We start from the raw sequence: 23171 nt of genomic DNA, 5'->3' as shown, positions 1-23171 counted from the left end.
AGACCACTCATGGCAAGCAAGAAACCAGGCAAGGCCGGCCCCAGCGCCGCGCTCGATACGGCCTATATGAATACCGACAGCGGCCCGGCGTCCGGGCCCGCCGGCAACGCCACCCATCCGGCGCTCAAGCGCGCGGCGGCGGTGGGCGCCACGGCCGGCGCCATTGCCCACAATGCGAACAAGCCGGCCGAATATGGCGAGGAAGCGGCGCGCTGCCCCTATGCCGGCGCCCACATCGGCACGGTGGACCCGTCCGTCGGGGCCAGCTCCCTGTCCGAAAGCGAGGCCTCCGACAAGACGGGCGATCCGGCAGCGCCCGGCGTCAACGAGGTCGACGGCCGGCTGGCGCGCGTGCGCTCGGACGACGGCGGGCAGGCGCTGACGACCAATCAGGGCGTGCGCGTGTCGGACAATCAGCATTCGCTGAAGGCCGGGCTGCGCGGGCCGGCCCTGCTGAAGGATTTCATCCTGCGCGAGAAGGTCACGCACTTCGACCACGAGCGCATCCCAGAACGCATCGTGCATGCGCGCGGGTCGGCGGCGCATGGCTACTTCGAGTGCTACAAGCCGCTGACCGACCTGACCGCCGCGTCGCTGTTCGCCGAAGAGGGCAAGCGCACGCCGGTATTCGTGCGGTTTTCCACCGTGGCGGGCGAACGCGGGTCCAAGGACACGGCGCGCGACGTGCGCGGCTTTGCGGTCAAGTTCTATACGGACGAGGGCAATTGGGATCTGGTGGGCAACAACATGCCCGTGTTCTTCATCCAGGATGCGATGAAATTCCCGGATCTGGTCCATGCGGTCAAGCCCGAGCCGCACCACGGCATGCCGCAGGCCGCGTCCGCGCACGATACCTTCTGGGACTTCGTGTCGCTCATGCCCGAATCGACGCACATGCTGATGTGGGTGATGTCGGACCGGGCCATCCCGCGCAGCTTCCGGATGATGCAGGGCTTTGGCGTGCACACCTTCCGCTTCGTCAACGCCCGCGGGGAATCGCATCTGGTGAAGTTCCACTGGAATCCCATACTGGGTACGCATTCGCAGGTGTGGAACGAGGCCGTCAAGGTGTCCGGCGCCGATCCCGACTTCCACCGGCGCGATCTGTGGGAAGCCATCGATGCCGGCAATGGGCCGCAATGGGAGCTGGGCGTGCAGGTGTTCACGGACGATCAGGCGGAAGGCTTCAGCTTCGACGTGCTGGACGCCACCAAGATCGTGCCCGAGGAGCTGGTGCCGGTCGTGCCCATCGGGCGTATGGTGCTGGACCGCAATCCCGACAACTTCTTCGCGGAGACCGAGCAGGTCGCCTTCTGTGCGGCGCATATCGTGCCGGGCCTGGACTTCACGAACGATCCCCTGCTGGCCGGCCGCATCCATTCGTATGTGGACACGCAGATATCGCGGCTGGGCGGCCCGAACTTCCATGAAATCCCCATCAACGCGCCGCTCGCGCCCGTGCACAACAACCAGCGCGATGGCATGCACCGGCAAACCATCCATCGCGGCCGCGTCGCATACGAGCCCAACTCCCTGGCGGGCGGCTGTCCGTTCCAGGCGGGGATGGAAGGATTTGTGTCGTTCCCCGAGCCCGATACCGGGGACGAATTGCGCGGGCACCCGGAAAAGTTCGCGGAACATTACAACCAGGCCACGCTGTTCTACAACAGCCAGGCCGCCTGGGAACGGAAGCACATCATCGATGCCTTCGCGTTCGAGCTGAGCAAGGTGACGGTGCCTCCCATCCGCCAGCGGATGGTCGCGTCCTTGCGCAATGTGTCCGACGCCCTGGCGCAGGGCGTGGCCGATCAACTCGGCATGGCATTGCCGGACCCCTTGCCGCGCGCCACGGCCACGCCGCCCAAGCCCGAGGTGGAAATGTCGCCGTCGCTGTCATTGACCGCCAGGCCGGGCGATGGCGGCGTGGCGACGCGCAAGGTCGCCATCCTGGTAGCCGAAGGCGTGGACGAAAAGTCGGTCGCCGCGGTGGCCGATCCTTTGATCCAGGCCGGCGCCGTGGTGCGGCTGGTGGGGCAGCGCATCGGTCCGCTGCAGGGGGCCGGAGGCGGTGCGCTGGACGCCGATGCCTCGCTGGACAATCATCCTTCGGGACTGTTCGACGGCGCGGTGGTGGCGGGTGGCGAAGCCGCGGCGGCAAGGCTGCAGGCCGATGGGCGGGCGCTGGAATTCCTGCGCGATGCGTTCCGCCATGGCAAGACGCTCATGGGCATGGGCGAGGGAGCGCAGGTGTTCGCTGCCGCCGGCATCGCGCCGGATGCCGCCGACGGCGGCCTGTTGCTGGCCGACGATGGCGCGGCCGCGTTCATCGCGGCGCTGGGCAAGCACCGGCATCCGGAAAGGGAGACGACGCCGCCCAAGGTGTGAGGGCCTGCGCGCAAGGGTAAGGATTCACCATTGACAAGGGTGCGGCGCCTGCGAATACTGCGCTGGCAAGTCGGGCGAGCGCAACCGGCGCTTGCCGTCCTTACCCAAGGAGGCCGTATGAACAGCGCGTCCGTTTTGCCCATGAAGTTCCTGAGTTGGCTGTGCGCCAGCTTGCTGATGCTGACCTCGCTGCTCTGTCTGGCGCCGCCGGCCAGCGCGGCGTCGGCGGCGGAACTCAGCACCGACGCGCTGGCCGCGCTGGAGCAGCTCTACAGCCAGGAGCCCCGCACGCGCGAACTCGCCAAGAAGGCGGTCGGGGTGCTGGTGTTTCCGAGCATCATCAAGGGCGGTCTGCTGGTTGGCGGAGAGCACGGCGACGGCGCGCTCATCCGCGATGGCAAGGTCCAGGCGTTTTATTCGATCTCGGCGGTGTCATTCGGATTCCAGGCGGGCGCCCAGCAGTTCGGCTATGCGCTCTTCTTCATGAACGAACCGGCCATGGCGTACCTGGACAAGAGCGACGGCTGGTCGCTGGGCGCCGGCCCCAGCCTGGTGATGGTGGACAAGGGCTACGCCGCCAGCGTCACCACCACCACGTTGACGCAGGATGTCTACGCCGTGCCGTTCGGTGAACAGGGGCTGATGGCCGGGGTGGGCCTGGAAGGGTCCAAGATCAGCCGCCTGGAGCTGAACTAGGCGCGTCGCTCCAGGCGCGGGCGCGGGCGCGGGACTCGGACCCGGGCCGAGCCGCGCCCGCCGCCTTTACACGGACCGGACGAACAGCGCCCGCAGCTTGCTCCAGAAGTCGCCGCCCAGCACGAAGAAGCTGGCGACCAGCATGGCGTCGCCCAGCAACTGGGCCTGCCACAGGTTGGGCCGCAGTCCGGGCCAGAACTGGTCGACATAGGGCTCCAGCATCGAGGTCAACAGCGGCAGCACGAACATCACGAGGCCGATGGTGTGGCGGACCGGGCCGACTTTCTGTACCGGCGCCAGCCGTTTCGCGTGTCCGCCGATAATCGCCTTGAGCTGCTGAAAACCCTCTTTGCCCATGACTGCGATGCAGGTGATCAGCAGCACCTTGTTGGCGATGAAGATGGCGCCGGTCAGCGCCGCGATGCGCGAACCCGGCGCGTCCATGCCGGCCGCGATCGGGATCAGGAACCACAGGGCGAAGGCAAGAATGAACAGCCCTATCCCGCACTTGAAGCGCCATCCCGCCGCGGGAGCGGGTTTGGTTTGCGTGTCTGGCGATGTCATGGCTGGCTCCTTTTGAGCCGTCCAAATGGACGGCGGATTGAAATTCGGGGGGTGCGCGGCGCGCGCCGGCGCGGTTCAAGCAGTTGCAGCATCAGGCAGGCATACAGCGTGACGGCAATGAACAGGCCCATGCGCACCGCGAAGGCGGTGTAGACATCCTTGCCGGCGACGCTGTCCTGCACGGATTGCCCCAGCAGGATGATCAGGGTCACCAGGGTGTTCAGCCAGAAGCTGGGCGGATACCGCGTCGGGCTCAGGCGGTAGAGCTTGCGCGCGGCCACCAGGGCGAACAGCAGCATCCATAGAAAGTACATCCACAGGCTGACAAAGGGTCTCAGGGCGCACCAGAACAGGATCGCCAGCGCGCCGCCCAGCAGCGTGGAACCGATGATTTCGCGCGCGGCGCCGTGCGCGGCGGTGACGCAGCTTTGCCGGCCCAGGCTGACCGACTTCAGGATGATGGGCATGTAGCCCAGCGGATCGGTCAGCGCCAGCAGAAAGGCGGGGATCACGACCAGGGCGGCGCGCAAGGCCATGCGGCTGGCCTCGACCGCGGGCAGGAGCGGGGCCGGAGGCGGCGCCGGCATGCCGGGCGGTTCCGGAAAAAGCCAGTGGCAGCAACCCAGCACCAGAACCGCCACCAGCAACCCCTTGGCCAGGGCTTCGATCACCGTGACGGCCAGTCCGAAATCCACGGTGCCGGCCGAGGAAATCATGGTCAGGCCGATGATCAGGAAGGTGGACACCAGGTTGTTGCCGCCGCGCAGGCCATGCCGAAAGGCGAGAAAGAGGCACAGGGCGATGAGCAGCACGCCACTGGCGGGGTGGTAGCGCAGCAAGGGAATGAGCAGCAGGCCGCTGCCGGTGGTGAACAACACGACCAGCGTCAGCCCCAGCCCGGCCTTCAATGACAGGGGCCGGTTCATCGAAGCCAGCAGGAACACGCCCAGCACCGGCGCGACCATGGGAATCGGCAGGTCCAGCCCGAAACCGATGGCCAGGCACAAGGCCGTGCCGACGCCCAGCCGCAGGGCACGCTGGCCGCGAGGGTCGAAATCAGCAGGCATGGGCGTCAGTAGGCATAGGACAGCCAGCTCATCAACCGCAGGTACAGCCGGCCAAGCGGATTGAGCGGATTGCCGGGGCTGGGAAAGGCCATCACTTCCGCCTGGCCGCCGACGCGCACGCCGCGCAGGGTAGGCAGTTCCCCGGGGTTGATCTCGATGGCGACCGGAAAGCGCTGGGCGGGGCGCAGCCAGTCGCGGCTGTTCTGCACGGTCGGCAAGCTGCCGGGCGGCGTGCCCGGTCCGACGTTGACGCCGTAGCCGACGCTGCGCACGCGGCCTTCGAAGACCCGTCCGGGCAGCGCATCCAGGATGATGGCCACCGGCGTGCCGGGGTCGACATGGCCCAGGTTGTTTTCCGTCATTTCCGCATTGATCCAGACGTCGTGGATCGCGATCAGCGTCATGACGGGCTTGCCGGCCGCGGCGTACTGGCCGGCGTCGGTGCGCAGGTCGGTGATCAGCCCGGCCGAGCGCGCGCGCACCTGCGTGTTGGCCAGATCCAGTTCGGCCTTTTCCAGCGCGGCGGCCGCGCTGCGCAGCTTGGCGTTGTCTTCCTCGCTGCCGCCTTCCTGTTCGCGGGCCCGCTGCACCTCGGCGCGCGCCGCCGCCACCTGGCTGACGGCCTGGGCCAGGTTGGCCCGCGCGATCTCCAGGCGGCGCAGCGACACCGTGCCCCGGTCTTCGCGGTACAGGCGTTCGAGCCGGGTGCTGTCCTGCCGGGCCCGGACCTCATTGGCTTGCGCGGCGCGCAACGACGCCTGCGCCGAATCGATGCCGGCGGTGCTGGCGCCGATCTGCCGCCGCGTGGCGTCCAGATCCGCCCGGGCGCGGTCGACGGCAATCCGGTAATGCTCCGCGTCGACGTCGAACAGGACGGCGCCCGCCTGCACATCCTGGTTGTTCCGCACGTATACCTTGTTGACGCGCCCCGACACCTCGGACGCCACGGGCACCACAAAGGCCTCGACCCGCGCCTGCTGCGTATAGGGCGTGTAGCGGTCGGCCAGCAGATACCACACCAGGCTCACGGCGATCAGCAGGACGACCCAGCGGATCCCTTTCTTCGCCGGGTCGGCGGCGGGCGGCGGCGCGGCGGGCGGTGGGGCCGCCGGAGTGGCCGCGGGAGGCGCCGGCGGGGGCGCGGCGGGCGGAGGCCGGGAACTGCTCATCGGTTCGAACCTTCTGGAGTGGGAAGCGCGGAGACCGCGGACGGGCGCGCCGTGTCGGACAGCAGATCGCCCCAGTCGGTGCGCTGCTGCATCTGGTCGCGGGTGGCCGGGTCCAGCAAGGGTTCGCCGCTGTACCAGCCGCCGCCCAGCGCCTTGTACAGCGCGATCAGGTCGCTTACCGCGTTGCCCCGGTTCACGACGTAGGTGTCCTGCTGCGTGGCCAGGGCGCGCTGGGCGTCGAGCACGCGCTGGAAGTCGGAATAACCCTCGCGATACAGCGCATTGGCCAGCGTCAGCGACCGTCTCGCGGCCTGCGCCGAGTCATGCAGAATGGCGTCGCGCTCCAGGGCCTTGACCAGCCCGGTGGCGGCATCGTCGGCTTCGCGCGCCGCCTGGCGCACCGCGTCCTGATAGACGACGATGAGCTGCTGCAGGCGGGCGTCCTGCACCCGCACCGCGTTTTTCAGCCGGCCGTGGTCGAACACGTTCCAGTTCAGGGTGGGCCCGCCGATCAGCGCCGCGCCGCCCGACGTGCCCGCCAGCGACGTGGCGGTCCAGACGATGCTGCCCAGCAAGGTCAGCGAGGGATAGAGATCCGCCTCGGCCACGCCAACCTGCGCCGACTGCGCGGCGATCCGATACTCCGCGGCGCGGATGTCGGGGCGGCGCAGCAGCAGATTGGCAGGCACATCCTGCAGGACCGCGCGGTCGATCAGCGGGATGACCGCTTCGTTGGTGGCCAGGTCCGGCAAGGCCGCCAGGGGGCCGGGCGGCCTGCCGATCAGGATCGCCAGCGCATTGCGGGTGCGCGCGATCTGGGTTTCGAATTCGGGAATGGTGCCCAGCGTGCTCAGGTACTGCGTGCGCGCCTGCTGGAGGTCGAGTTCGTCGGTTTCGCCGCTCTTGAACAGCCGCTCCGTGATCTCGTAGCTGCGCTTCTGGATGGCGGCGTTGTCGCGCGCGATGCGCAGACGGGCCTCGGCGGTGCGCAAGGCATAGTAGCTGTCCGCCACCTGGGCATGCAGCAGCACCAGCACGTCCTCACGATTGGCCTCGGCCGCGAAATACGCGGCATCGGCGGACTCGATGGCGCGGCTGAAGCGTCCCCAGAAATCCAGTTCCCACCCGATATCGAACCCGGCGCTGTACTGCCAGAAACTGCTGGGGCGCGTGTTGCCTTCGGCCGAGCGCGACGAGCGGTGCTGATAGAAAGCGTCGGCGCCGATGACCTGGGTCTGGGGATAGCGGCCGCTGCGGGCAATGCCGAGCTGCGCGCGGGCTTCCATGATCTGCAGGCCGGCAAGCCGGACGTCGGCATTGTGGGCGTCAGCCTGGGCGATCAGGTATTCAAGGATGGGGTCTTCGAAGATCCGCCACCATTGCCGCGCGTCCGGTTGTTGAAGCTCGGTGGTGGCCTGACGCAGCGCCGGCGAGTCCCACTGACCGGACCAAGCTTCGCGTTGGGGCGCGAAATCCGGCCCCACCTGCACGCAGCCGCTGAGGCAAAGCGCGCCGGTCAGCAGCAGTCGATTCAACCAAATCATCGGCCGCATTGGGCACCAGGTCCGTCAAAAGCTAAAACTCAACGGTCCAGGCGGCCGCCTATGACGCAGGGCGAACCGCGTGAACACCAGGAGTGCCCGGGGTCGACGCTGTCTGGCGTCTTTACCGCACCCCTCTGCATGCCAGTGGATTCTATTGGGCTTTTTGTCTTGAGGCTAGTGAAAGGTGCGGGAATGGCAAAGCGCCAAAACCTCAGCGTCCGGGCAGACCGGTCGGCCCTTACGGGCGCTGTAAGTTTCGGCGTTCAACGGCAGAGGGCTTGTCAGCTATGCAGTGGACGGAAGGGGTTCTCCTCGCGCAGATAATCGCCGCCTTCCAGCCGCCATAGGCCGCGTGCGGATGGGCTGGCAAGCCAGGCCCGGCGATCTTCGGCGGCGCCGGGGCTGACCACGCTCTTCAGGATGGAATAGCGAATGTTCCCGTCCGCCCCGAGGATGACGGTGGCGCCTCCATGGAACTCGAAACCGGGCTGGCCGGGCAGCGCCGCCACCCGGCGCGCTTGCGTGATCTCGGCCACCACGTCCAGCGCCAGTTGACCCTGGGGTCCCATGCGTCTTGCGGGCCGGATCGACTGTACGCAGGGCCTGTCCACCTGGTCTCCGTCCAATCGCGGGTCGCCGGGCGAGGCCAGGCCGAATTCCTGCAGGCGGTCGGGTTGCGTGACGAATTTTGCCAAGGCATGGGCCTGGCGCAGCAGTTCGGCATCATTGGCCGCGGGGCCCGAGCTTTCGGAGAGACGCAGCGCCGCGCAACTCAGTCCGGGAACCGCCGGCAACTCGATGCGCGGAGGACACCAATGCAGGGCATCCTCGGATAGACTTGCCGTCGAACTTGGGTATATACGGCGTCGGCGGAAGGCGTCGATCAGGGCGCCTCGATAGTCCCAAGGATCGTCGGGCACGAGATCGTAGTCGGCCGTGATCATCGCGCGCAGGTAGTCGCCGAAGGTAAGACCGGCGGGCGGGCAGTAGTCGACCGCCCTGATACAGATATTCAGGAACTGACGCGCGAGCTTGCTGGCCGCGTCGGCCAGAAGCACCAGAAGATCGTAGGGCAGTTCACCCGCCGGCAGCACGCCGGTCCCACGGGTAGCCAGGCGCAGAAGCCGCTCGGTTCTGCGCCGGAACACCTGTGTGTAGGCCTCGAACACGGCGCTGATCAGTACCGAGCCCAGGGTATGCGCATCCAGCGCGCTGTCGTATTGCAGGGGCTCCGCCGCATCGCGGTCGATCGCCATCCGAAGCGGCCCTTTGCGGCCCGTGGCATGGCCGAACTGCGTGGCCAGATGCGTCAGCAACTCGGCTTTCTCGGGCGCTCCGCGGAACTGGCGCAGCGCCTGCGTGACGACCTCGGTATGGCGAAAGCGTTGGAAGATTGCCACCAGGTCGGCGAATCCTTCATGGAAACCCATCACATCGGCGTTGGTGGGTTCCATGAAATGTTCGCGCAGACCGTCCAGCAAGGCGTGGGTGGTTTCATGGACGACGATGTCGTGCGACAGGCACGTGAACACATAGCCGCCGGGAAGCGTCCGGTTGTCCATGGGCGTATCGGACGCCCGGAAGTAGCCGAAGCGCAGTTCGCCGCGTGACGGTTCCCGGCAGTAGTAAGCGTTCTGTTCTTCACCGTAGTGCGGCCTGATGAGCAGCTTCGCGGGGGCCTGCGCAGACCCAAAACCCCAGGCCAGGTTGCGGCCCAACGCGACTCGGAAGCTGTGATAGGTGGTGCTGCACACCGCATAGACCATCTGTTGATGAAAGCGGGGGTCGGACATCGAGGGCGAATAGCCGTCCGAGAGCAGAACGGCGGGGGCGTCCAGGTTGGCGGACCGGTAGGTTTCGCGCTGGCCGGGGTCGCTGCAATCGACCTCGAACAGGGAGCCCACCGGACCGGGCGACAAGGGCTCATATTCCACCTGCACGGTGGCAATGGCGCCGTCCAGCTTTGGCAACGAGGGATCGGCCGCATAGATTCGCAGCCGCCGATGCAGCGGGTCATCCTTCTGCCGCTGATAGGGAACGGCGTGCCGGCGCAGCAAGGCGGCGCCGATGCTGTAGCAATCGTCGGGGGCGCCGTGGCACGCGCCCGGCGACGCCGGGTGGCTGGCGCCGCCGTCAGCGGATTGCCCGTCATCCGCCGTATCGTATGTTTTCGCTTCGAGCGCGAGGAAAGAGAGGTCGGTAGGCATGGATACACCTGCCTTCAAGGCTGGGTCAGGACTTGCATCGCCCGGGATAGCAGTTGCACGGCTTGCTGTGATCGCGCGTTGCCCATGGCGATCGGCGACTCCTCGCGGTCCTGGCCTGTCGACGGCTGCGCGTGGCCGCTCAGCGGCTGCAGCAGAACGCGTGTCTCTATGCCGTCCGCACAATCGAGCCGCGGCCTTTGCAGCGTCTGTGGGCCGAACGCCTTCAGCAGTCGGGCCTGGAACTGCGCATGGTTTAACGGCGCGGCGTTGCCCTGCAAAATATGGAGTGCGTGGCGCGTGAAATCACCGCTGCCGTTGCGTTCGAGCGCCTGCTCGTTGTCTTGGCAGGCCGAGAACTTCACGTGGCTCAGATCCAGACGTCCGCGTCGGCCCGGCGCGGCGCGGGCGGCGGACATGCCGGTGCGAAAGAGACGATGGGCCTCCTGTAATTGGGGTGTCGGTCTGACATAACGCGCGCGGCTGCCCGGTGGCCGGGGCTGAGCGGCGCCGACCGCAAAGCGGGCGACGGTTCCGCTATGGCAGGAGTCGATGAAAAGCGTCATGTTCACGTCGCGCGGAACTTCCTCCAGGATTCGACCGATGTCGTCATCCAGGAACAGCGCGCCACTGCGAAAATCGACGGGGCACAGCGCTTCGTCCAGCCCGTCGTTTTCGTCGCCATTCAGGTCGTCCACCTGGGTGCCATGGCCGGAAAACTGGAAGACCACCACGTCGCCCGGTTTGCAGTCTTTCAGAAGCCGTCGCAGACCGTATTCGATGGCGGCATGGCTGGCCTTGCCGTCCAGTAATAGCGTGGGTTCGAATCCCAGGCCCGCAAGCGCCTGGCTCCAGCGCCGCGCATCGTTCACGCAGCCGCCAAGCTGGTCGGCGGCGTCGGGGTACGCGTCTATCCCCACACACAGCGCCAGGCGCCGGCCGCCATTCAGCGCCGACGCCACGGCCGGCTGGATGGCGTGGGAGTCAGGCCAGGGAACGGAAGACGGGTCCTGTGGCGGGTCTTGCGGCTGGTCTTGCGGCGGGATCCGCGGCTCGGCCGCGTATCGACGGATCGGTGCGGGCCAATCGATCTCGTCCTGCCAGGAGCGCTGGGCGGTGGAGACATCGCGTGGGTCAGGGAAATCGACGATGGGATCGGCATCCCCTAACGCGAGCACATGACGCGCCAGGCTATTCATGGTGGCGGGGTCGTCGTCAAAATCGCCGTGGGCCGTGGCCTGGCTAGCCCCTCGTCCGGTGCCGTTCGCGCCGGGTGACCAGACTATGTTTGCCGGTCCTCCCGATGCGACGCCCAGGCGAAACAACCGCTTGAGGTCCGCGTCGGCACGCAAGCTGTCCTCCAGCCCCAGAATGGGCGTTTCCCGGCGGTCTTCCAGCGCGTGGTGGATCAGATACAGCAGGGATTTTCCATAGATATGCGCACAGTGGTCGCGGCGTTCATACTCGCGGCGCATGGTGTAAACGGTGAGGTCTTCAAAGGCATGCCCGTCGCCGTTACCGAGTTGGGGCAGAAGCCTGTCCTTGAATGTATCGATGCGCACGGCGGGTGCCATGAACTGCAGCGATTTGAAGCGGGGTGCCTTGAGGTGCCGTGCGAGCGGGACGAAGAAGGCATGGAATAGGGATCCCGCGCTATGGCCGACCGCATGAAGCTCGAATTTTCCAGGATGCGCATTGCATAGGGCGGCGAGCTTCGTGGCAACGTAGTACGCGCCACCCCCTATGGGATTGGTGGCAGTGGGAGCTTCGGCGGCGCGTTGCGCGCTCGCCTTCATCGCGCCCCAAATTTTTACGCCGCCCGCGTTGTGGGCGAACAATTCCAGCAAGGGGTCGCTCAGGAACTCCCGCGGATCCAGGCCGCGTGACACCGGCAGGCGTCCCAGCAATTCCGCAATCGCTTGGAACAGGCCCGTTTCCCAGGCGAAATGGATGGGATAGACGTGATTGTGCCGCCACCATTGGACTTGTTTGTGCGCGATCCGCAGCCCCGTCGACTCGGACACCAGGCCCCCGTGGGCATAGAACAGGATACGCACCGGACGTCCTTTGGCCGTCTCCAGGGCTTGCGGCAGGTATTCCTCGAATATGGCGTCCACATCCGCTGGCGTCGTGATCATCTCGCCATCGCTGGATAGGCGGCCCGCCGTCAGGTTGATCAAGTGCGGGCGCAGTGCCGCCAGGTCTGCGCTCGTCAGGGCGCCGCGGGCGCGGGCCTGGCCGTTGGACAGGGCTGCGCGACTGGAATCAGCGCCTGCGGATGGGAAGTCGAAAGCCGTGCCGTTGGTGTCGTGTCCGTTCCGCTCGCCGTGATCCAGTTCGGCATCGGCCGGATCGGTCATTTCCGTATCGGCGCGCCGCAGCGCCTGTAGGGCTTCCGCAACCATGTGTCGCGATTCGTCCGCAAAGGGCTTGATGACGCGCGCGTTTAGGGCAAGTCCAGACCGGGGCGCAGCGGTGCGCAGACGGTAGTCTGCAAGATCGCGCAGCGTCTGCTGGTAGTCGATCGACGAGCCAGGGCAGGACTTGGACGACATCGTATTGTGAAAGCGCAACGCGGTGTCGGCCAGATCGAAGCGCGCGAGCACGGCGGCTATCACCCCTAGCGCCGTCTCTTTCTGCTGCCCGTCGAATGGATCGGCGCCTCGGTCAAAATCACCGATCATCTCGAACATGAACGGCCCGACATCCCTGTTGCCATTGTGGCCCTTGGCGCTTGCCGGCGCGGCGTTCCAGTTGCGCCCCAGCCAGATCTGGCCATCGGGGTCGATGGTGATGTGCTGGGCGATGTCGTTCCAGCCATTGGTCTCGGTATGGTGACGCCACATTCCCACGATGGTCTGGTGGCCGCGAAAATCCGCTCGCCTTGGACGCCACGTGTGGTGCATATGTACGCTGGTAATGGCGCGCGTAAATTCAAACTGCTTGAGAATCTGCTGGAACTGCGCGAGCGAGACGCATCGGAAGGTGGGAGTGGGCATGGTTGGACTCCGGATTCAGCAGGCAGGCCGTGTCGGGACGAACCTTGTGGCGGGCATCGATCAATGATGGCACTGCGCATATTCAGACAAGACGGCGCGCGGCGGCCGGACTAGTGGCCGTCGTTCGACCAATGCGGGGGGTCGTCGGAGAAGGCAGCCTTGATCACACCGTAGGATTCTCCAACCCGGACCAGGTCGGGGTTCATTCCGTTCCTCGGTGAGCTGGTTATCGTCACGGCCTTGTCGTGCGCATTTTTTACCGTCAATTCGCCTTTCCACCTGATCGTCATGTCGATGGCCGTGCCTTTGCCATGCTTGGACGTCAACGAGGGTTTGGTGACGGTGCCGTAGGCCGCGACCATGGCTTGCGCGGCTTGGATGGATTCGGCAAGACTGCCGTGGCTCCATTCGATGTCGACGCCGGGCATGGGCGGCACGTCCCAGGGCTTGACCTGGGAATGACTGATCCGCCAGGACCAGTGCATCAGGTACATCCGCTCCGGCGGTCTCAAGGTCGCGCTGATGGTCACCTTCGCGCCGGCCGCAACCATTGCAGCCACGAACGGCTCCACGCACATCCTGAACTTTGGCGTCAGATCGTCGATGGATTTGCTGCCGGGAAACTGGGCCACCCACAGCGGCCCGCTCAGCTGCTTCGTTGCGTTCAACAGGCCGGCCCGCGTCCTGAGCAAGGACGAAGAACGATGCGCCGGCTTCGGTTCGCGCATCTTGCCGGCCAATGGCGTCCGCGCCTTGCGGGCGCCGATGGGGGCGGGATGCGCTTCGGACCTGGTTTTTGCTGTCATTACATGCTCCCGTTCGTGAACCGTGCATGCTGCCAACCCTGTCGGACCCAAGCGGGCGCCAAGGCGAATCGAACTGCGGCCGATTCTCCATCGAGCCGCGGAACGCTCGTTTTAATCCCGAATCCGGTATTCGAAATACTCAAATTTGAGTATTGAGCGGGCGGTGGCCTGGCGCCGCCGGCCACCGGGGAAACGACTGCTAGGCGGCGCGGCGCGCCTTGGTCCGCGCCTTCAGCCGCAAGCGCTCCAGCGCCAGATAGACGATCGGCGTCGTGTACAGCGTCAGGAACTGGCTGATCATCAGGCCGCCGACAATCGCGACGCCCAGCGGCCGCCGCAGTTCCGATCCTTCTCCCATGCCCAGCACCAATGGCAGGGCGCCCAGCAGGCCGGCCAGGTTGGTCATGACGATGGGGCGCAGGCGCAGCATGGCGGCGCGGTGGATGGCCTGCTCCGGTGTCAGGTTCTCGCGCCGTTCCAGGCTGATCGCGAAGTCGATCATCAGGATGGCGTTCTTCATCACGATGCCCACCAGCAGGAACAGGCCCAGCAGCGCGATCAGGGTGAATTCGATGCCGGCCAGCCGCAGCGCCAGCAGCGCGCCGACGCCCGCCGACGGCAGGGTGGACAGGATCGTCAAGGGATGCAGCGGGCTTTCATAAAGAATGCCCAGCACCAGGTAGATGGCGATCAGCACCGTCAGGATCAGCCAGGGCTGGTCCTGCAGGCTTTGCTGGAAGTTGCGCGCGTCGCCGCCCAGCCGCGTCTGGATGTGGGACGGCACCATCAGGCGGGCCATGGCGGCGTCGATGGCGGCCAGTCCCTGTTGCAGCGACACGCCTTCCGCCAGCGAAAAGCCCACGCCCACGGCGGCGAACAGCCCATCGTGGAACACACGGTCGTTGACCAGGCCATGCTTGTAAGTGGCGAAGGCGGTCAGCGGAACGCGGTTGCCGTCGGCGGCCACCACCTGCACCTGCTCCAGGACCTCGGGGTCTTCGGTGTAGCGGGGGTCCAGCTCCAGCACCACGCGGTACTGGTTCATGGCGTCGTACAGCGTGGCGACCTGGCGCTGGCTGAAGGAATTGCTCAGGACGCTGCTGATGGTGCTCATGTCCACGCCCAGGCGCTGCGCGGCGCTGCGGTCGATGTCGATGACGACCTGCTGCGTGGCGCCGTCGCCCTCGGCGTCCACGTCGCGCAGCTCGGGGATCTCCTGCATGGCCTTGGAGATCTTGCGCGACCATTGCCGCAGCGCGGGCACGTCGCTGGCCATGATGGCCAGCTCGTGGTCGCCGGAATTGCCGAAGCCGCCGGGCATGCGCAGGTCCTGGTCCACGTTCAAAAAGAACATGCCGCCCGGCACGGCGGGCGCGTTCGTGCGCAGCCAGTTGATGACTTCGGTGGAGGATTCCTTGCGTTCGGCCGCGGGCTTGAGGCGGATCAGGAAGAGCGAATTGCTGATGCCCAGGCCGCCGCCGTTGTAGCCGATCACGTCCTGCACGGCGGGGTGCTTCAGCACCAGTTGGCGGTACTGGTCGATCTTGGGCTGCATGACCTGGAACGAGAAGCCGTCGTCGCCGCGCACGAAGCCCATCAACTGCCCGGTGTCCTGCACGGGTAAAAAACCCTTCGGCGCATGCACATACAGATAGACGTTCAGCCCGACCACGCCCGCCAGCAGCAGCAGCGTCAGGCGGGCATGGCCCAGCACGCGCGCCAGCGACACGCCGTACCACCCGTGCACGCGGGCAAAGGCGGCCTGCATGCGGGAAGCCTTGGGCGCGGCGCGGGTCGCTGTGCGCCCCGCCGGCTTGAGCCAGCGGGCGCACAGGGCGGGAATGATGGCCACCGACACCACCAGCGAAATCACCGTGGCGGCCACCAGCGTGATCGAAAACTCGCGGAACAGCCGCTCGACCAGGCCGCCCATGAAGAGGATGGAGACAAAGACCACGCTCAGCGCCAGCGTCATCGCCACCAGCGTGAAGCCTACCTCGCGCACGCCCCGCAAAGCGGCCCTGGCGGGCGTCAGGCCGCGCTCGATATGGCGCGAGATGTTCTCCAGCACGACGATGGCGTCGTCCACCACCAGCCCGGCCGCCACGATCAGCGCCATCAGCGACAGGTTGTTCAGCGAAAAGCCCCACGCGTACATGACCGCGAAGGTGGCGATCAGGCAGACCGGGATCGCCACGCCGGGTATGGCGGCGGCGCGGGCGTTGCCCAGGAACAGCCATACCACCAGGATGACCAGCCCGGCGGCCAGGGCCAGGGTGATGTGGGCTTCGCGCAGGGTGGCGTTGATGCCGGGCGAGCGGTCCAGGGCGACGGTCAGGTCCACGTCGGCGGGCATCAGCGCGCGCAGGCCGGGCAGGGCCTGGTTGATGGCCTGGATGGTCTCGATGATGTTGGAGCCCGGCTGGCGGCTGATGGTCAGCACCACGGCCGGGTTGCCGTTGTGAAAGCCGCTGCTGTAGCGGTTTTCCACCGAATCGCTCACGCGCGCCACCTGCGACAGCCGGATCACCGCGCCGTCCTTGTGGCGCACGATCAGGCTGTTGTAGTCGTCCGCGCTGCGCGGCTGCTCGGGCGTGCCGACCTCCCAGCGCCGGCCGGCCGAATCCAGCAGCCCCCGCGGACCCATGGGGGCGGCATCCGAAATCGCCTGGCGCACGTCGTCCAGCGCCACGCCGTAGTGGGCCAGCGCGTTGGAATTGACCTGCACGCGCACGGCGGGCAGGGAGCTGCCCCCCAGCGTCACTTCGCCCACGCCGCCGATCTGCGAGATCTTCTGCGCCAGCACCGTCGATCCCAGGTCATAGAGCTGGCCGGCGGGCCGGGTGGCGGAACTGAGCGCCAGCGCCATGATGGGCGCCTGCGAAGGATTGACCTTGCGATAGCTGGGGTTGCCCGGCATGCCGGCCGGCAGTTCGGCGCGGGCGGCGTTGATGGCGGCCTGCACGTCGCGGGCGGCTTCGTTGATGTCGCGGTCCAGTTCGAACTGCAGCTGCACGCGGGTCGCGCCCTGGTTGCTGGACGAGGTCATGGAACTGACGCCCGCGATGCTGCCCAGCGCGCGCTCCAGGGGGGCTGCCACCGTGCTGGCCATGCTTTCGGGGCTGGCGCCCGGCAGGTCGGCGCGCACCTCGATGGTGGGGAAATCCACCTGGGGCAGGGGCGCCACCGGCAGCAGCCGCCATGCCACCGCGCCCAGCAGGGTCAGCGCCACCGCCAGGAAGATGCAGGCGATGGGCCGGTGCAGCAAGGCCCGGATCATGGGGCGGGGCCTTCAGCGCCCGGTGTGCCGGCGGGCTCGGCGCGCCGCTGGCCCAGCCGGTGGAAGAACAGGTAGACGGCGGGCGTGGTGAACAGTGTCAGCACCTGGCTGACCAGCAGGCCGCCCACCATGACCCAGCCCAGCGGCTGCCGCAGTTCCGCGCCGGACCCCGTCGCCAGCATCAGCGGCAGCGCGCCGAACAGCGCGGCCAGCGTGGTCATCAGGATGGGGCGCAGGCGCAGCAGGGCGGCTTCGCGGATGGCGGCGTGCGGCGCCAGGCCGCGCGTGCGCTCGGCTTCCAGCGCAAAGTCCACCATCATGATGCCGTTCTTCTTCACCAGCCCGATCAGCAGGATGATGCCGATGACGGCGATCAGGTCGAGCGGACGCCCGGTGATCAGCAGCGCCAGCAGCGCGCCCACCGTGGCCGACGGCAGCGTGGACAGGATAGTGATGGGATGGATGGCGCTTTCATACAGCATGCCCAGCACCAGGTACATGGTGACCACGGCCGCCAGCATCAGCCACAGGGTGTTGGACAGCGAGGCCTGGAAGGCGGACGCCGCGCCCTGCAGCCGCAGCTCCACGCTTTCCGGCATGCCGATCTCGCGCTGCGCCGATTCGATGGCGGCGATGGCCTCGCCCAGCGACCCGCCCGGCGGCAGGTTGAACGACAGGTTCACGGCCGGGAACTGAGACAGGTGATTGACCGCCAGTGGCGCCGCGCGCTCGCTGACCGTGGCCAGCACCGACAGCGGAATCGCCAGCCCATCCTCGGTCTGCAGGTGGATACGTTCCAGCGCGTCGGGGCTCGTGGCCAGGGCGCGGTCCACCTCCAGCACCACACGGTACTGGTTGGACTGCGTGAACAGCGTGGCGACCTGGCGCTGCCCGAAGGCGTTGTAGAGCGTCTGCGCCACGTCGTCCATGGTCACGCCCAGGCGCGCCGCCGCGTCGCGCGAGACCTGCAGGTAGGCCTGGCGGCCATCTCCCTGGAGGTCGGACGAGACCTCGGCGAGCTCGGGCGCCCGCGCCAGGCGCCGCATCAGTTCGCCGGTCCAGCGGGACAGCAGCGCGCTGTCGGGCGAGGTCAGCGTGAACTGATATTGCCCGCGGCTGACGCGGTCTTCGATATTGAGCTCCTGCACGGGCTGCAGCGTGAGCGAGATGCCCTGCACATCGCGGGCGCGAGCGCCCAGGCGGGCGATGATGTCCGCCAGCGGCGCGCTGCGCTCGCTCCAGGGCTTCAGGTTGACCAGCAGGCGGCCGGTGTTCAGCGTGGCGTTCATGCCGTCGATGCCGATGAAGGACGACAGGCTGGCCACGTCCGGATCGGCCAGCAGGCTTTGCGCCACCGCCTGCTGGCGGCGCGACATGGCGTCGAAGGACGTGCTTTGCGACGACTGGGTCACGCCCTGCAGCACGCCGCCGTCCTGCACCGGAAAGAAACCCTTGGGCACCGCCAGATAGAGCAGGCCGGTCAGGACCACCGTGGCCAGCATCGCCAGCAGGGTCAGCCGCTGGTGGCGCAGGGTCACGTCCAGCCAGCGGGCGTAGCGCGCCTGCACGCGGTCCAGCAGGCCGGGGCGCGATTCCACGTGCGCCGGCAGCAGGCGCGCGCACATCATCGGGGTCAGGGTGAGCGACACCGCCAGCGATATCAGGATGGCGACGGCCAGCGTGATCGCGAATTCCCGGAACAGGCGGCCCACCACGTCTTCCATGAAGAGCAGCGGAATCAGCACGGCGATCAGCGACAGCGTCAGCGACACCAGCGTGAAGCCGATCTGCCCGGCGCCCTTGAGCGCGGCCGCCATGGGGCTGTGGCCCTGCTCGCGGTAGCGGGCAATGTTCTCCAGCATGACGATGGCGTCGTCCACGACGAAGCCCGCGCCTATCGTCAGCGCCATCAGCGTGAGGTTGTTGGTGGAAAAACCGGCCAGGTGCATGAAGCCGAAGGTGCCGATCAGGGACAGCGGCACCGCCAGGCTCGGGATCAGCGTGGCGGGCAGGTTGCGCAGGAACAGGAAGGTCACCAGCACCACCAGCCCCACGGCGAACACCAGCTCCCACTGCACGCCGCGCACGGACGCGCGGATGCTCTCGGTGCGGTCGGTCAGGATGCGGACCTGCGCGGCGGCGGGCAGGCTGGCCGTCAACTGCGGCAGCAGCGCCTTGACCTGGTCGGCCACCGCAATGACGTTGGCGCCGGGCTGGCGCTGGATGTTGACCAGGACGGCGGGCTGCTTGTCCACCCACGCCGCCAGATAGCGGTCTTCGGCGCCGTCTTCCACGGTGGCGACCTGGCCCAGCCGCACCGGCGCGCCATTCTTCCACGCGACGATCAGTTCGCGGTATTCCTCGGCGCTCTGGAGCTGGTCGTTGGCGTCCATGATGACGGACCGCACCGGCCCGTCGAAGCTGCCCTTGGGCTGGTTGGAGTTCGCCTTGGCGATGGCTTCCTGCACGTCCGACAATTGCAGGCCGCGGGCGGCCAGCGCCATCGGGTTGACCTGCACGCGCACGGCGGGACGCTGGCCGCCGGCCAGGCTGACCATGCCCACGCCCGACAGTTGCGAGAGCCGCTGGGTCATGCGGGTGTCGACCAGGTCATAGACCTTGGGCAGCGGCAGCGAGTCCGACGTGACGGCCAGCGTCAGGATGGGCACGTCCGCCGGGTTGACCTTGCGGTAGACGGGCGGGGTGGGCAGGTCGCCGGGCAGCAGCGAATCGCTGGCGCTGATGGCCGCCTGCACCTCTTGCTCGGCCACGCCCAGCGATACGTCCAAGGAGAATTGCAGCGTGATGACCGAGATGCCGCTGCCGCTGGTGGACGACATCTGCTTGAGCCCCGGAATCTGCCCGAAGCGCCGTTCCAGCGGCGCGGTCACGGCGCGCGCCGTCACGTTGGGGCTGGCGCCCGGATACTGTGTGGTCACCTGGATGATGGGGTAGTCGACCTGCGGCAGCGCCGCCACGGGCAGCATGCGCCAGGCCAGGATGCCCGACAGCAGCAGGGCGATCATCAGGAAGGACGTGGCGACCGGGCGCAGGATGAAGGGGCGTGACAGGCTCATGCGGGCTCAGCTTTGATGTTCGACGATCTGCACGTCGCGTCCGTCGTGCAGGCGGTCCACGCCTTCGACAACGACGCGCTCGTGCTGGGCCAGGCCCGCGCGCACCACGACGCGGCCAGCGGTGGCCGGCCCCAGTTCCAGGACGCGGCGCGTGGCCCGCGTGTCGTCGCCGATGACGAAGACGAAGGCACCCTCGGACCCGTACTGCACGGCGGCGGTGGGAATGGTCACCACGTCGTCCTGCTGCACCACGGCCAGCCGGATGTTCACGAACTGGTTGGGAAAGAGCGATTCATCGGCATTGTCGAAACGGGCGCGCAGCCGGACGGTGCCGCTGGCGGCTTGGATGCGGTTGTCCAGCGCTTCCAGCGTGCCTTCGGCCAGCATGCGGCGGTCGTCGGCGTCCCAGGCCTGGACGCGCAGCGCGGCGGTCCGGGCCTGGGCCTGACGCAGGATGTCCAGCCGGGTCTCGGAAATGCTGAACAGGGCCGAGATGGGCATGGTCTGCACCAGCGTGGTCAGCCCGTCGGCGTCGGCGGCGCGCACCTGGTTGCCCGCGTCGACGCGGCGCAACCCGATGCGGCCGGACTGCGGCGCGAGGATGCGGGTGTGGTCCAGCAGGCGCTGGGCATCGGCCACCTGGGCCTGATTCCTGCGGCGCTGGGCGGAATAGATGCGGACCTGGGCCTCGGCGGTATCGAGCTGCTGGCCGGATACCGCTTCCTGGCGGGCCAGTTTGCGGTAGCGCTGCAGGTCCGCCGCGGCGTTGTCCAGCAGCGCCTGGGTCTGCGCCAGTTCGCCCTCGGCCCACGCCAGCGCGGCCAGATAGGGGCGGGGGTCGATTTCCGCCAGCAACTGGCCCTGGACGACGGCCTGGCCCTCGGTGTAGTGCAGCTTCAGCAATTCGCCGTCGACCTGGGTGCGCAGGGTCACCTGCGCCAGTGGCGTGATGGTGCCCAGCGCATGCAGATCGCGCTGCAACGGGCCGACGCGCGCCGCGGCGACGCTGACGGCAACGGGGATCTGCCCGTAGTTGGGTGGAGGCGGAGCGGCGGGGCCTTTATCGCCCGTCAGCCAGACAGCCCCGCCGATCAGCAGGGCCAGCAGCAGGGCGGCGGCTATCGGGATCAGGCGCTTGCGCGAGGGGGGAAGGCCCGCAAGGGAGCGCAGAGACATCGGAGCTGCCAGGCGAGGGTGTTGCGGACAGCCGTGATTCTATATTAATAATGATTAGCGTTATTGATATGGATGTTCCAGACGGGTTTGCGCGCACCGTTTGGTTTAGAGTGGCGGCTGTGTTCAATATCTGGTTTGCAAGGAGTGGTCCATGGACGAAATATCCCTCGAAAGTCCGCGGCAGTTGTTCGAGCGTCTACAGGCAAGGCTGGCGGCCGAACGCGCCCGGTTGCAGCAATGGCAGGCGGTCGAAGCGGACTACCAGCGCAAGTACGCGGAAGAATTGCGCCCGCTCGAAGAACAACTGCATCTGCTGCGCTACAAGCTGGTGCTGTGTTTTGACCACGCCTACAAGCAGATGGGCCTGTCCAAGGCGGAACGCGAATTCGTGTCCGAACTGGTCACGGAGTTTTCGGAAGAACTGCTGCTGCTCGCGTCCAAGGGGGAACTGCCCGCCGGCTGCGATGCCGGCCGCCTCAAGACGCTCTATAAAAAGCACGGCGGCACCGACTATGACGCCGACGTCGTCGAGGACACCGAACACGCGAAGGCGTACCTGGCCGAGGCGCTGGGACTGGACGGGGATGCGGACCTGACGGCGTTTTCCCCGATCCAGCTTCTTCAGCTCATCCAGGACCAATACGAAGACGAAGACGCCGAGGAACTGCTGGAACAGGCCCGCCTGGCCATCCGCACGTCCGCGCCGAACGCGGCGGCCTGGCAGGCGCTGCAGGAAGCCGAGCGCGCGCGCCTGCTCCAGGCCGCCCAGGATCCGGCGCTGCAAGCCAGCGTGGACACGGCGGCCGAGCTGCCCGATGACCAGCTGCCCCAGGCGAATTCCGTCCTGCGCGCCCAGCTCGACGAGGCCCTGGCCCAGGCCAGCTACGCGGAAGAGGGCTTCAAGCTGCGCTACGACCTGGATCCGTTCGCCTCGTTCGATCCGGAAACGGTGATCGAGGAATTGGACGCCGACATCGTCGACATCCAGGAATACATCCGGGAATTGGAGCACGAGGTGATGCAGTTCTCGGACGAGTCCCTGCTCAAGGCCTGGCTCAAGGCGATGCGGCGCGAAGTCGCCGCGATCGAACGCCGCGAAGGCCGCGGCTAGCAGGACCGGCCGCGCACGCGCTGCGCGTGCCGGGTCAGGGTTTCGCGGCGATCGCGTGTTCGATGAGCGCGCGCGCCACCGGAGACAGGGACCGGCCCACCCGGGTAATAAAGCCTATCGGGCGGCTGATCACCGGATCCTTCAACGGAATACTGGCGAGTCCCGCCGTATTCAATGCCAGAAGGGCGAGCTTGGGCAACGCGGTCAGCCCAAGCCCCGCCAGCACCATCGCGCCGGCCGACGCGACGCTGGGGTATTCAAGGCGCTGCTCGACGGGCAATCCGGTATGCAGGAGCGCCGCGTCGGTGATGGGCCGGATGCTGCTCCGGCTTCCGGCGGAAATAAAGGGTTGTTGCGCAAAGGCGGCCCACGGAACGGCCCGCTTTTTTGCCAGCGGATCATCGGCGCGGCAGAGCAGGACGATGGGGTCGTCCAGCCAATGCCGGTAGTGGAACGGTTCATGGGCAGGCGGGCGCACCGTGATGCCGATGTCGGCGCTGCCGTCGCCGACCATGCCCTTCACGGCATCCGCAGGGCCTTCAAGAAATGTGAATTCCACCTTTGGATGGCGCTCGCGGAAGTCCGATATCGCCGCCGGTATCAGTGCCAGCGTGGCGGACGGCACCGCCGCGATGGTGATGTGCCCGCTGCGCCCATCCAGGAACTGCGCCAGCTCGCTGAACGCGCTGTCGAAGTCCGCCAGGATTCTGCGCGCGATCGGCAGGAGCTCGCGGCCCGCCGGGGTCATGGCCACGTGCCGCGTGTCTCGATCGAACAGCCGCACGCCCACGATCTCTTCGGCCAGCCGTATCGTCCGGCTCAGCGCCGGCTGGGACACGTGCAGATGCTGCGCCGCCGCGCGAAAATTCTCGGTTCGGGCAACTTCCGCAAATGCCTCGAGCTGCTGCAAGGTAAGGGCGATCTTCATTTGCAGTGATCCACTTAGCTGATCAGATTCATGCAAATATTCTAATTCACATAAGTATTCCCGCCCCGCAGAATCGCACCTGGAGACTGCGGGATCCGGCGTTGCGCGCGTGCCGGACGGATGGCAACGGTGAACCAAGGGTGAACATAAGCACGCCGGGCACAC

At 67.1% G+C, this 23171-nt stretch carries 14 protein-coding genes; 3 read left to right on the top strand and 11 right to left on the bottom strand.

Annotated features, from left to right (window positions below; translation table 11 throughout):
- The first annotated feature begins 9 nt into the window (after positions 1-9).
- Together ASE30_RS27895 and ASE30_RS27890 are read left to right on the top strand one after the other, a co-directional pair.
- On the top strand, positions 10-2385 hold the full coding sequence (locus ASE30_RS27895) for a catalase (RefSeq protein WP_057287522.1): 2376 nt from the start codon (positions 10-12) through the stop codon (positions 2383-2385).
- Between the two features lie 117 nt (positions 2386-2502).
- Complete coding sequence (locus ASE30_RS27890; RefSeq protein WP_057287521.1) at positions 2503-3081, top strand: YSC84-related protein; 579 nt, start codon at positions 2503-2505, stop codon at positions 3079-3081.
- A gap of 66 nt (positions 3082-3147) precedes the next feature.
- Here the strand turns inward: ASE30_RS27890 and ASE30_RS27885 are convergent, their stop codons facing one another.
- The 10 genes from ASE30_RS27885 to ASE30_RS27840 form a co-directional block, all read right to left on the bottom strand.
- Positions 3148-3645: a transporter suffix domain-containing protein gene (locus ASE30_RS27885; RefSeq protein ID WP_057287520.1), complete on the bottom strand. Its 498-nt coding sequence runs from the start codon at positions 3643-3645 to the stop codon at positions 3148-3150.
- Positions 3642-4712 (bottom strand): DUF2955 domain-containing protein, encoded by a 1071-nt coding sequence (locus ASE30_RS27880; RefSeq protein WP_057287519.1) that lies wholly within the window; start codon positions 4710-4712, stop codon positions 3642-3644. Before ASE30_RS27880 ends, ASE30_RS27885 begins: the two co-directional genes overlap by 4 nt.
- 5 nt (positions 4713-4717) lie before the next feature.
- The gene (locus ASE30_RS27875) at positions 4718-5881 is read right to left on the bottom strand and encodes an HlyD family secretion protein (protein ID WP_057287518.1); all 1164 of its coding nucleotides are present in this window, start codon (positions 5879-5881) and stop codon (positions 4718-4720) included.
- Entirely contained in the window at positions 5878-7425 is a 1548-nt protein-coding gene (locus ASE30_RS27870) for an efflux transporter outer membrane subunit (RefSeq protein WP_235515373.1), read from the bottom strand. Before ASE30_RS27870 ends, ASE30_RS27875 begins: the two co-directional genes overlap by 4 nt.
- A gap of 281 nt (positions 7426-7706) precedes the next feature.
- Positions 7707-9632 (bottom strand): hypothetical protein, encoded by a 1926-nt coding sequence (locus tag ASE30_RS27865; protein WP_057287516.1) that lies wholly within the window; start codon positions 9630-9632, stop codon positions 7707-7709.
- Between the two features lie 14 nt (positions 9633-9646).
- A complete protein-coding gene (locus ASE30_RS27860) occupies positions 9647-12628 on the bottom strand; it encodes a caspase family protein (protein ID WP_082601772.1) in 2982 nt (993 codons plus the stop codon).
- Between the two features lie 110 nt (positions 12629-12738).
- Positions 12739-13434 (bottom strand): hypothetical protein, encoded by a 696-nt coding sequence (locus ASE30_RS27855; protein WP_200964491.1) that lies wholly within the window; start codon positions 13432-13434, stop codon positions 12739-12741.
- Between the two features lie 199 nt (positions 13435-13633).
- Positions 13634-16714 (bottom strand): efflux RND transporter permease subunit, encoded by a 3081-nt coding sequence (locus ASE30_RS27850; protein ID WP_057287514.1) that lies wholly within the window; start codon positions 16712-16714, stop codon positions 13634-13636.
- Complete coding sequence (locus ASE30_RS27845; protein ID WP_057287513.1) at positions 16711-19791, bottom strand: multidrug efflux RND transporter permease subunit; 3081 nt, start codon at positions 19789-19791, stop codon at positions 16711-16713. Before ASE30_RS27845 ends, ASE30_RS27850 begins: the two co-directional genes overlap by 4 nt.
- Before the next feature lie 6 nt (positions 19792-19797).
- A complete protein-coding gene (locus tag ASE30_RS27840; RefSeq protein WP_057287512.1) occupies positions 19798-20967 on the bottom strand; it encodes an efflux RND transporter periplasmic adaptor subunit in 1170 nt (389 codons plus the stop codon).
- A 151-nt stretch (positions 20968-21118) separates the two neighbouring features.
- On the opposite strand from ASE30_RS27840, the gene ASE30_RS27835 reads away from it, so the two are divergent.
- Complete coding sequence (locus ASE30_RS27835; protein ID WP_057287511.1) at positions 21119-22078, top strand: hypothetical protein; 960 nt, start codon at positions 21119-21121, stop codon at positions 22076-22078.
- A gap of 34 nt (positions 22079-22112) precedes the next feature.
- Here the strand turns inward: ASE30_RS27835 and ASE30_RS27830 are convergent, their stop codons facing one another.
- The gene (locus ASE30_RS27830) at positions 22113-23006 is read right to left on the bottom strand and encodes a LysR family transcriptional regulator (protein ID WP_057287510.1); all 894 of its coding nucleotides are present in this window, start codon (positions 23004-23006) and stop codon (positions 22113-22115) included.
- Between the last annotated feature and the right edge of the window lie 165 nt (positions 23007-23171).

The sequence above is a fragment of the Achromobacter sp. Root83 genome, from assembly GCF_001428845.1.
Taxonomy (GTDB): Bacteria; Pseudomonadota; Gammaproteobacteria; order Burkholderiales; family Burkholderiaceae_B; genus Achromobacter.
The sequence above is the reverse complement of the archived record's forward strand: the minus strand, read 5'-3'. Positions and strand labels throughout refer to the sequence as shown.

Coding starts and splice junctions, on each gene's coding strand:
- ASE30_RS27845 (WP_057287513.1), bottom strand. CDS start 19,791: ATGAGCCTGTCACGCCCCTTCATCCTGCGCCCGGTCGCCACGTCCTTC.
- ASE30_RS27860 (WP_082601772.1), bottom strand. CDS start 12,628: ATGCCCACTCCCACCTTCCGATGCGTCTCGCTCGCGCAGTTCCAGCAG.
- ASE30_RS27835 (WP_057287511.1), top strand. CDS start 21,119: ATGGACGAAATATCCCTCGAAAGTCCGCGGCAGTTGTTCGAGCGTCTA.
- ASE30_RS27875 (WP_057287518.1), bottom strand. CDS start 5,881: ATGAGCAGTTCCCGGCCTCCGCCCGCCGCGCCCCCGCCGGCGCCTCCC.
- ASE30_RS27880 (WP_057287519.1), bottom strand. CDS start 4,712: ATGCCTGCTGATTTCGACCCTCGCGGCCAGCGTGCCCTGCGGCTGGGC.
- ASE30_RS27830 (WP_057287510.1), bottom strand. CDS start 23,006: ATGAAGATCGCCCTTACCTTGCAGCAGCTCGAGGCATTTGCGGAAGTT.
- ASE30_RS27895 (WP_057287522.1), top strand. CDS start 10: ATGGCAAGCAAGAAACCAGGCAAGGCCGGCCCCAGCGCCGCGCTCGAT.
- ASE30_RS27855 (WP_200964491.1), bottom strand. CDS start 13,434: ATGACAGCAAAAACCAGGTCCGAAGCGCATCCCGCCCCCATCGGCGCC.
- ASE30_RS27840 (WP_057287512.1), bottom strand. CDS start 20,967: ATGTCTCTGCGCTCCCTTGCGGGCCTTCCCCCCTCGCGCAAGCGCCTG.
- ASE30_RS27850 (WP_057287514.1), bottom strand. CDS start 16,714: ATGATCCGGGCCTTGCTGCACCGGCCCATCGCCTGCATCTTCCTGGCG.
- ASE30_RS27885 (WP_057287520.1), bottom strand. CDS start 3,645: ATGACATCGCCAGACACGCAAACCAAACCCGCTCCCGCGGCGGGATGG.
- ASE30_RS27890 (WP_057287521.1), top strand. CDS start 2,503: ATGAACAGCGCGTCCGTTTTGCCCATGAAGTTCCTGAGTTGGCTGTGC.
- ASE30_RS27870 (WP_235515373.1), bottom strand. CDS start 7,425: ATGATTTGGTTGAATCGACTGCTGCTGACCGGCGCGCTTTGCCTCAGC.
- ASE30_RS27865 (WP_057287516.1), bottom strand. CDS start 9,632: ATGCCTACCGACCTCTCTTTCCTCGCGCTCGAAGCGAAAACATACGAT.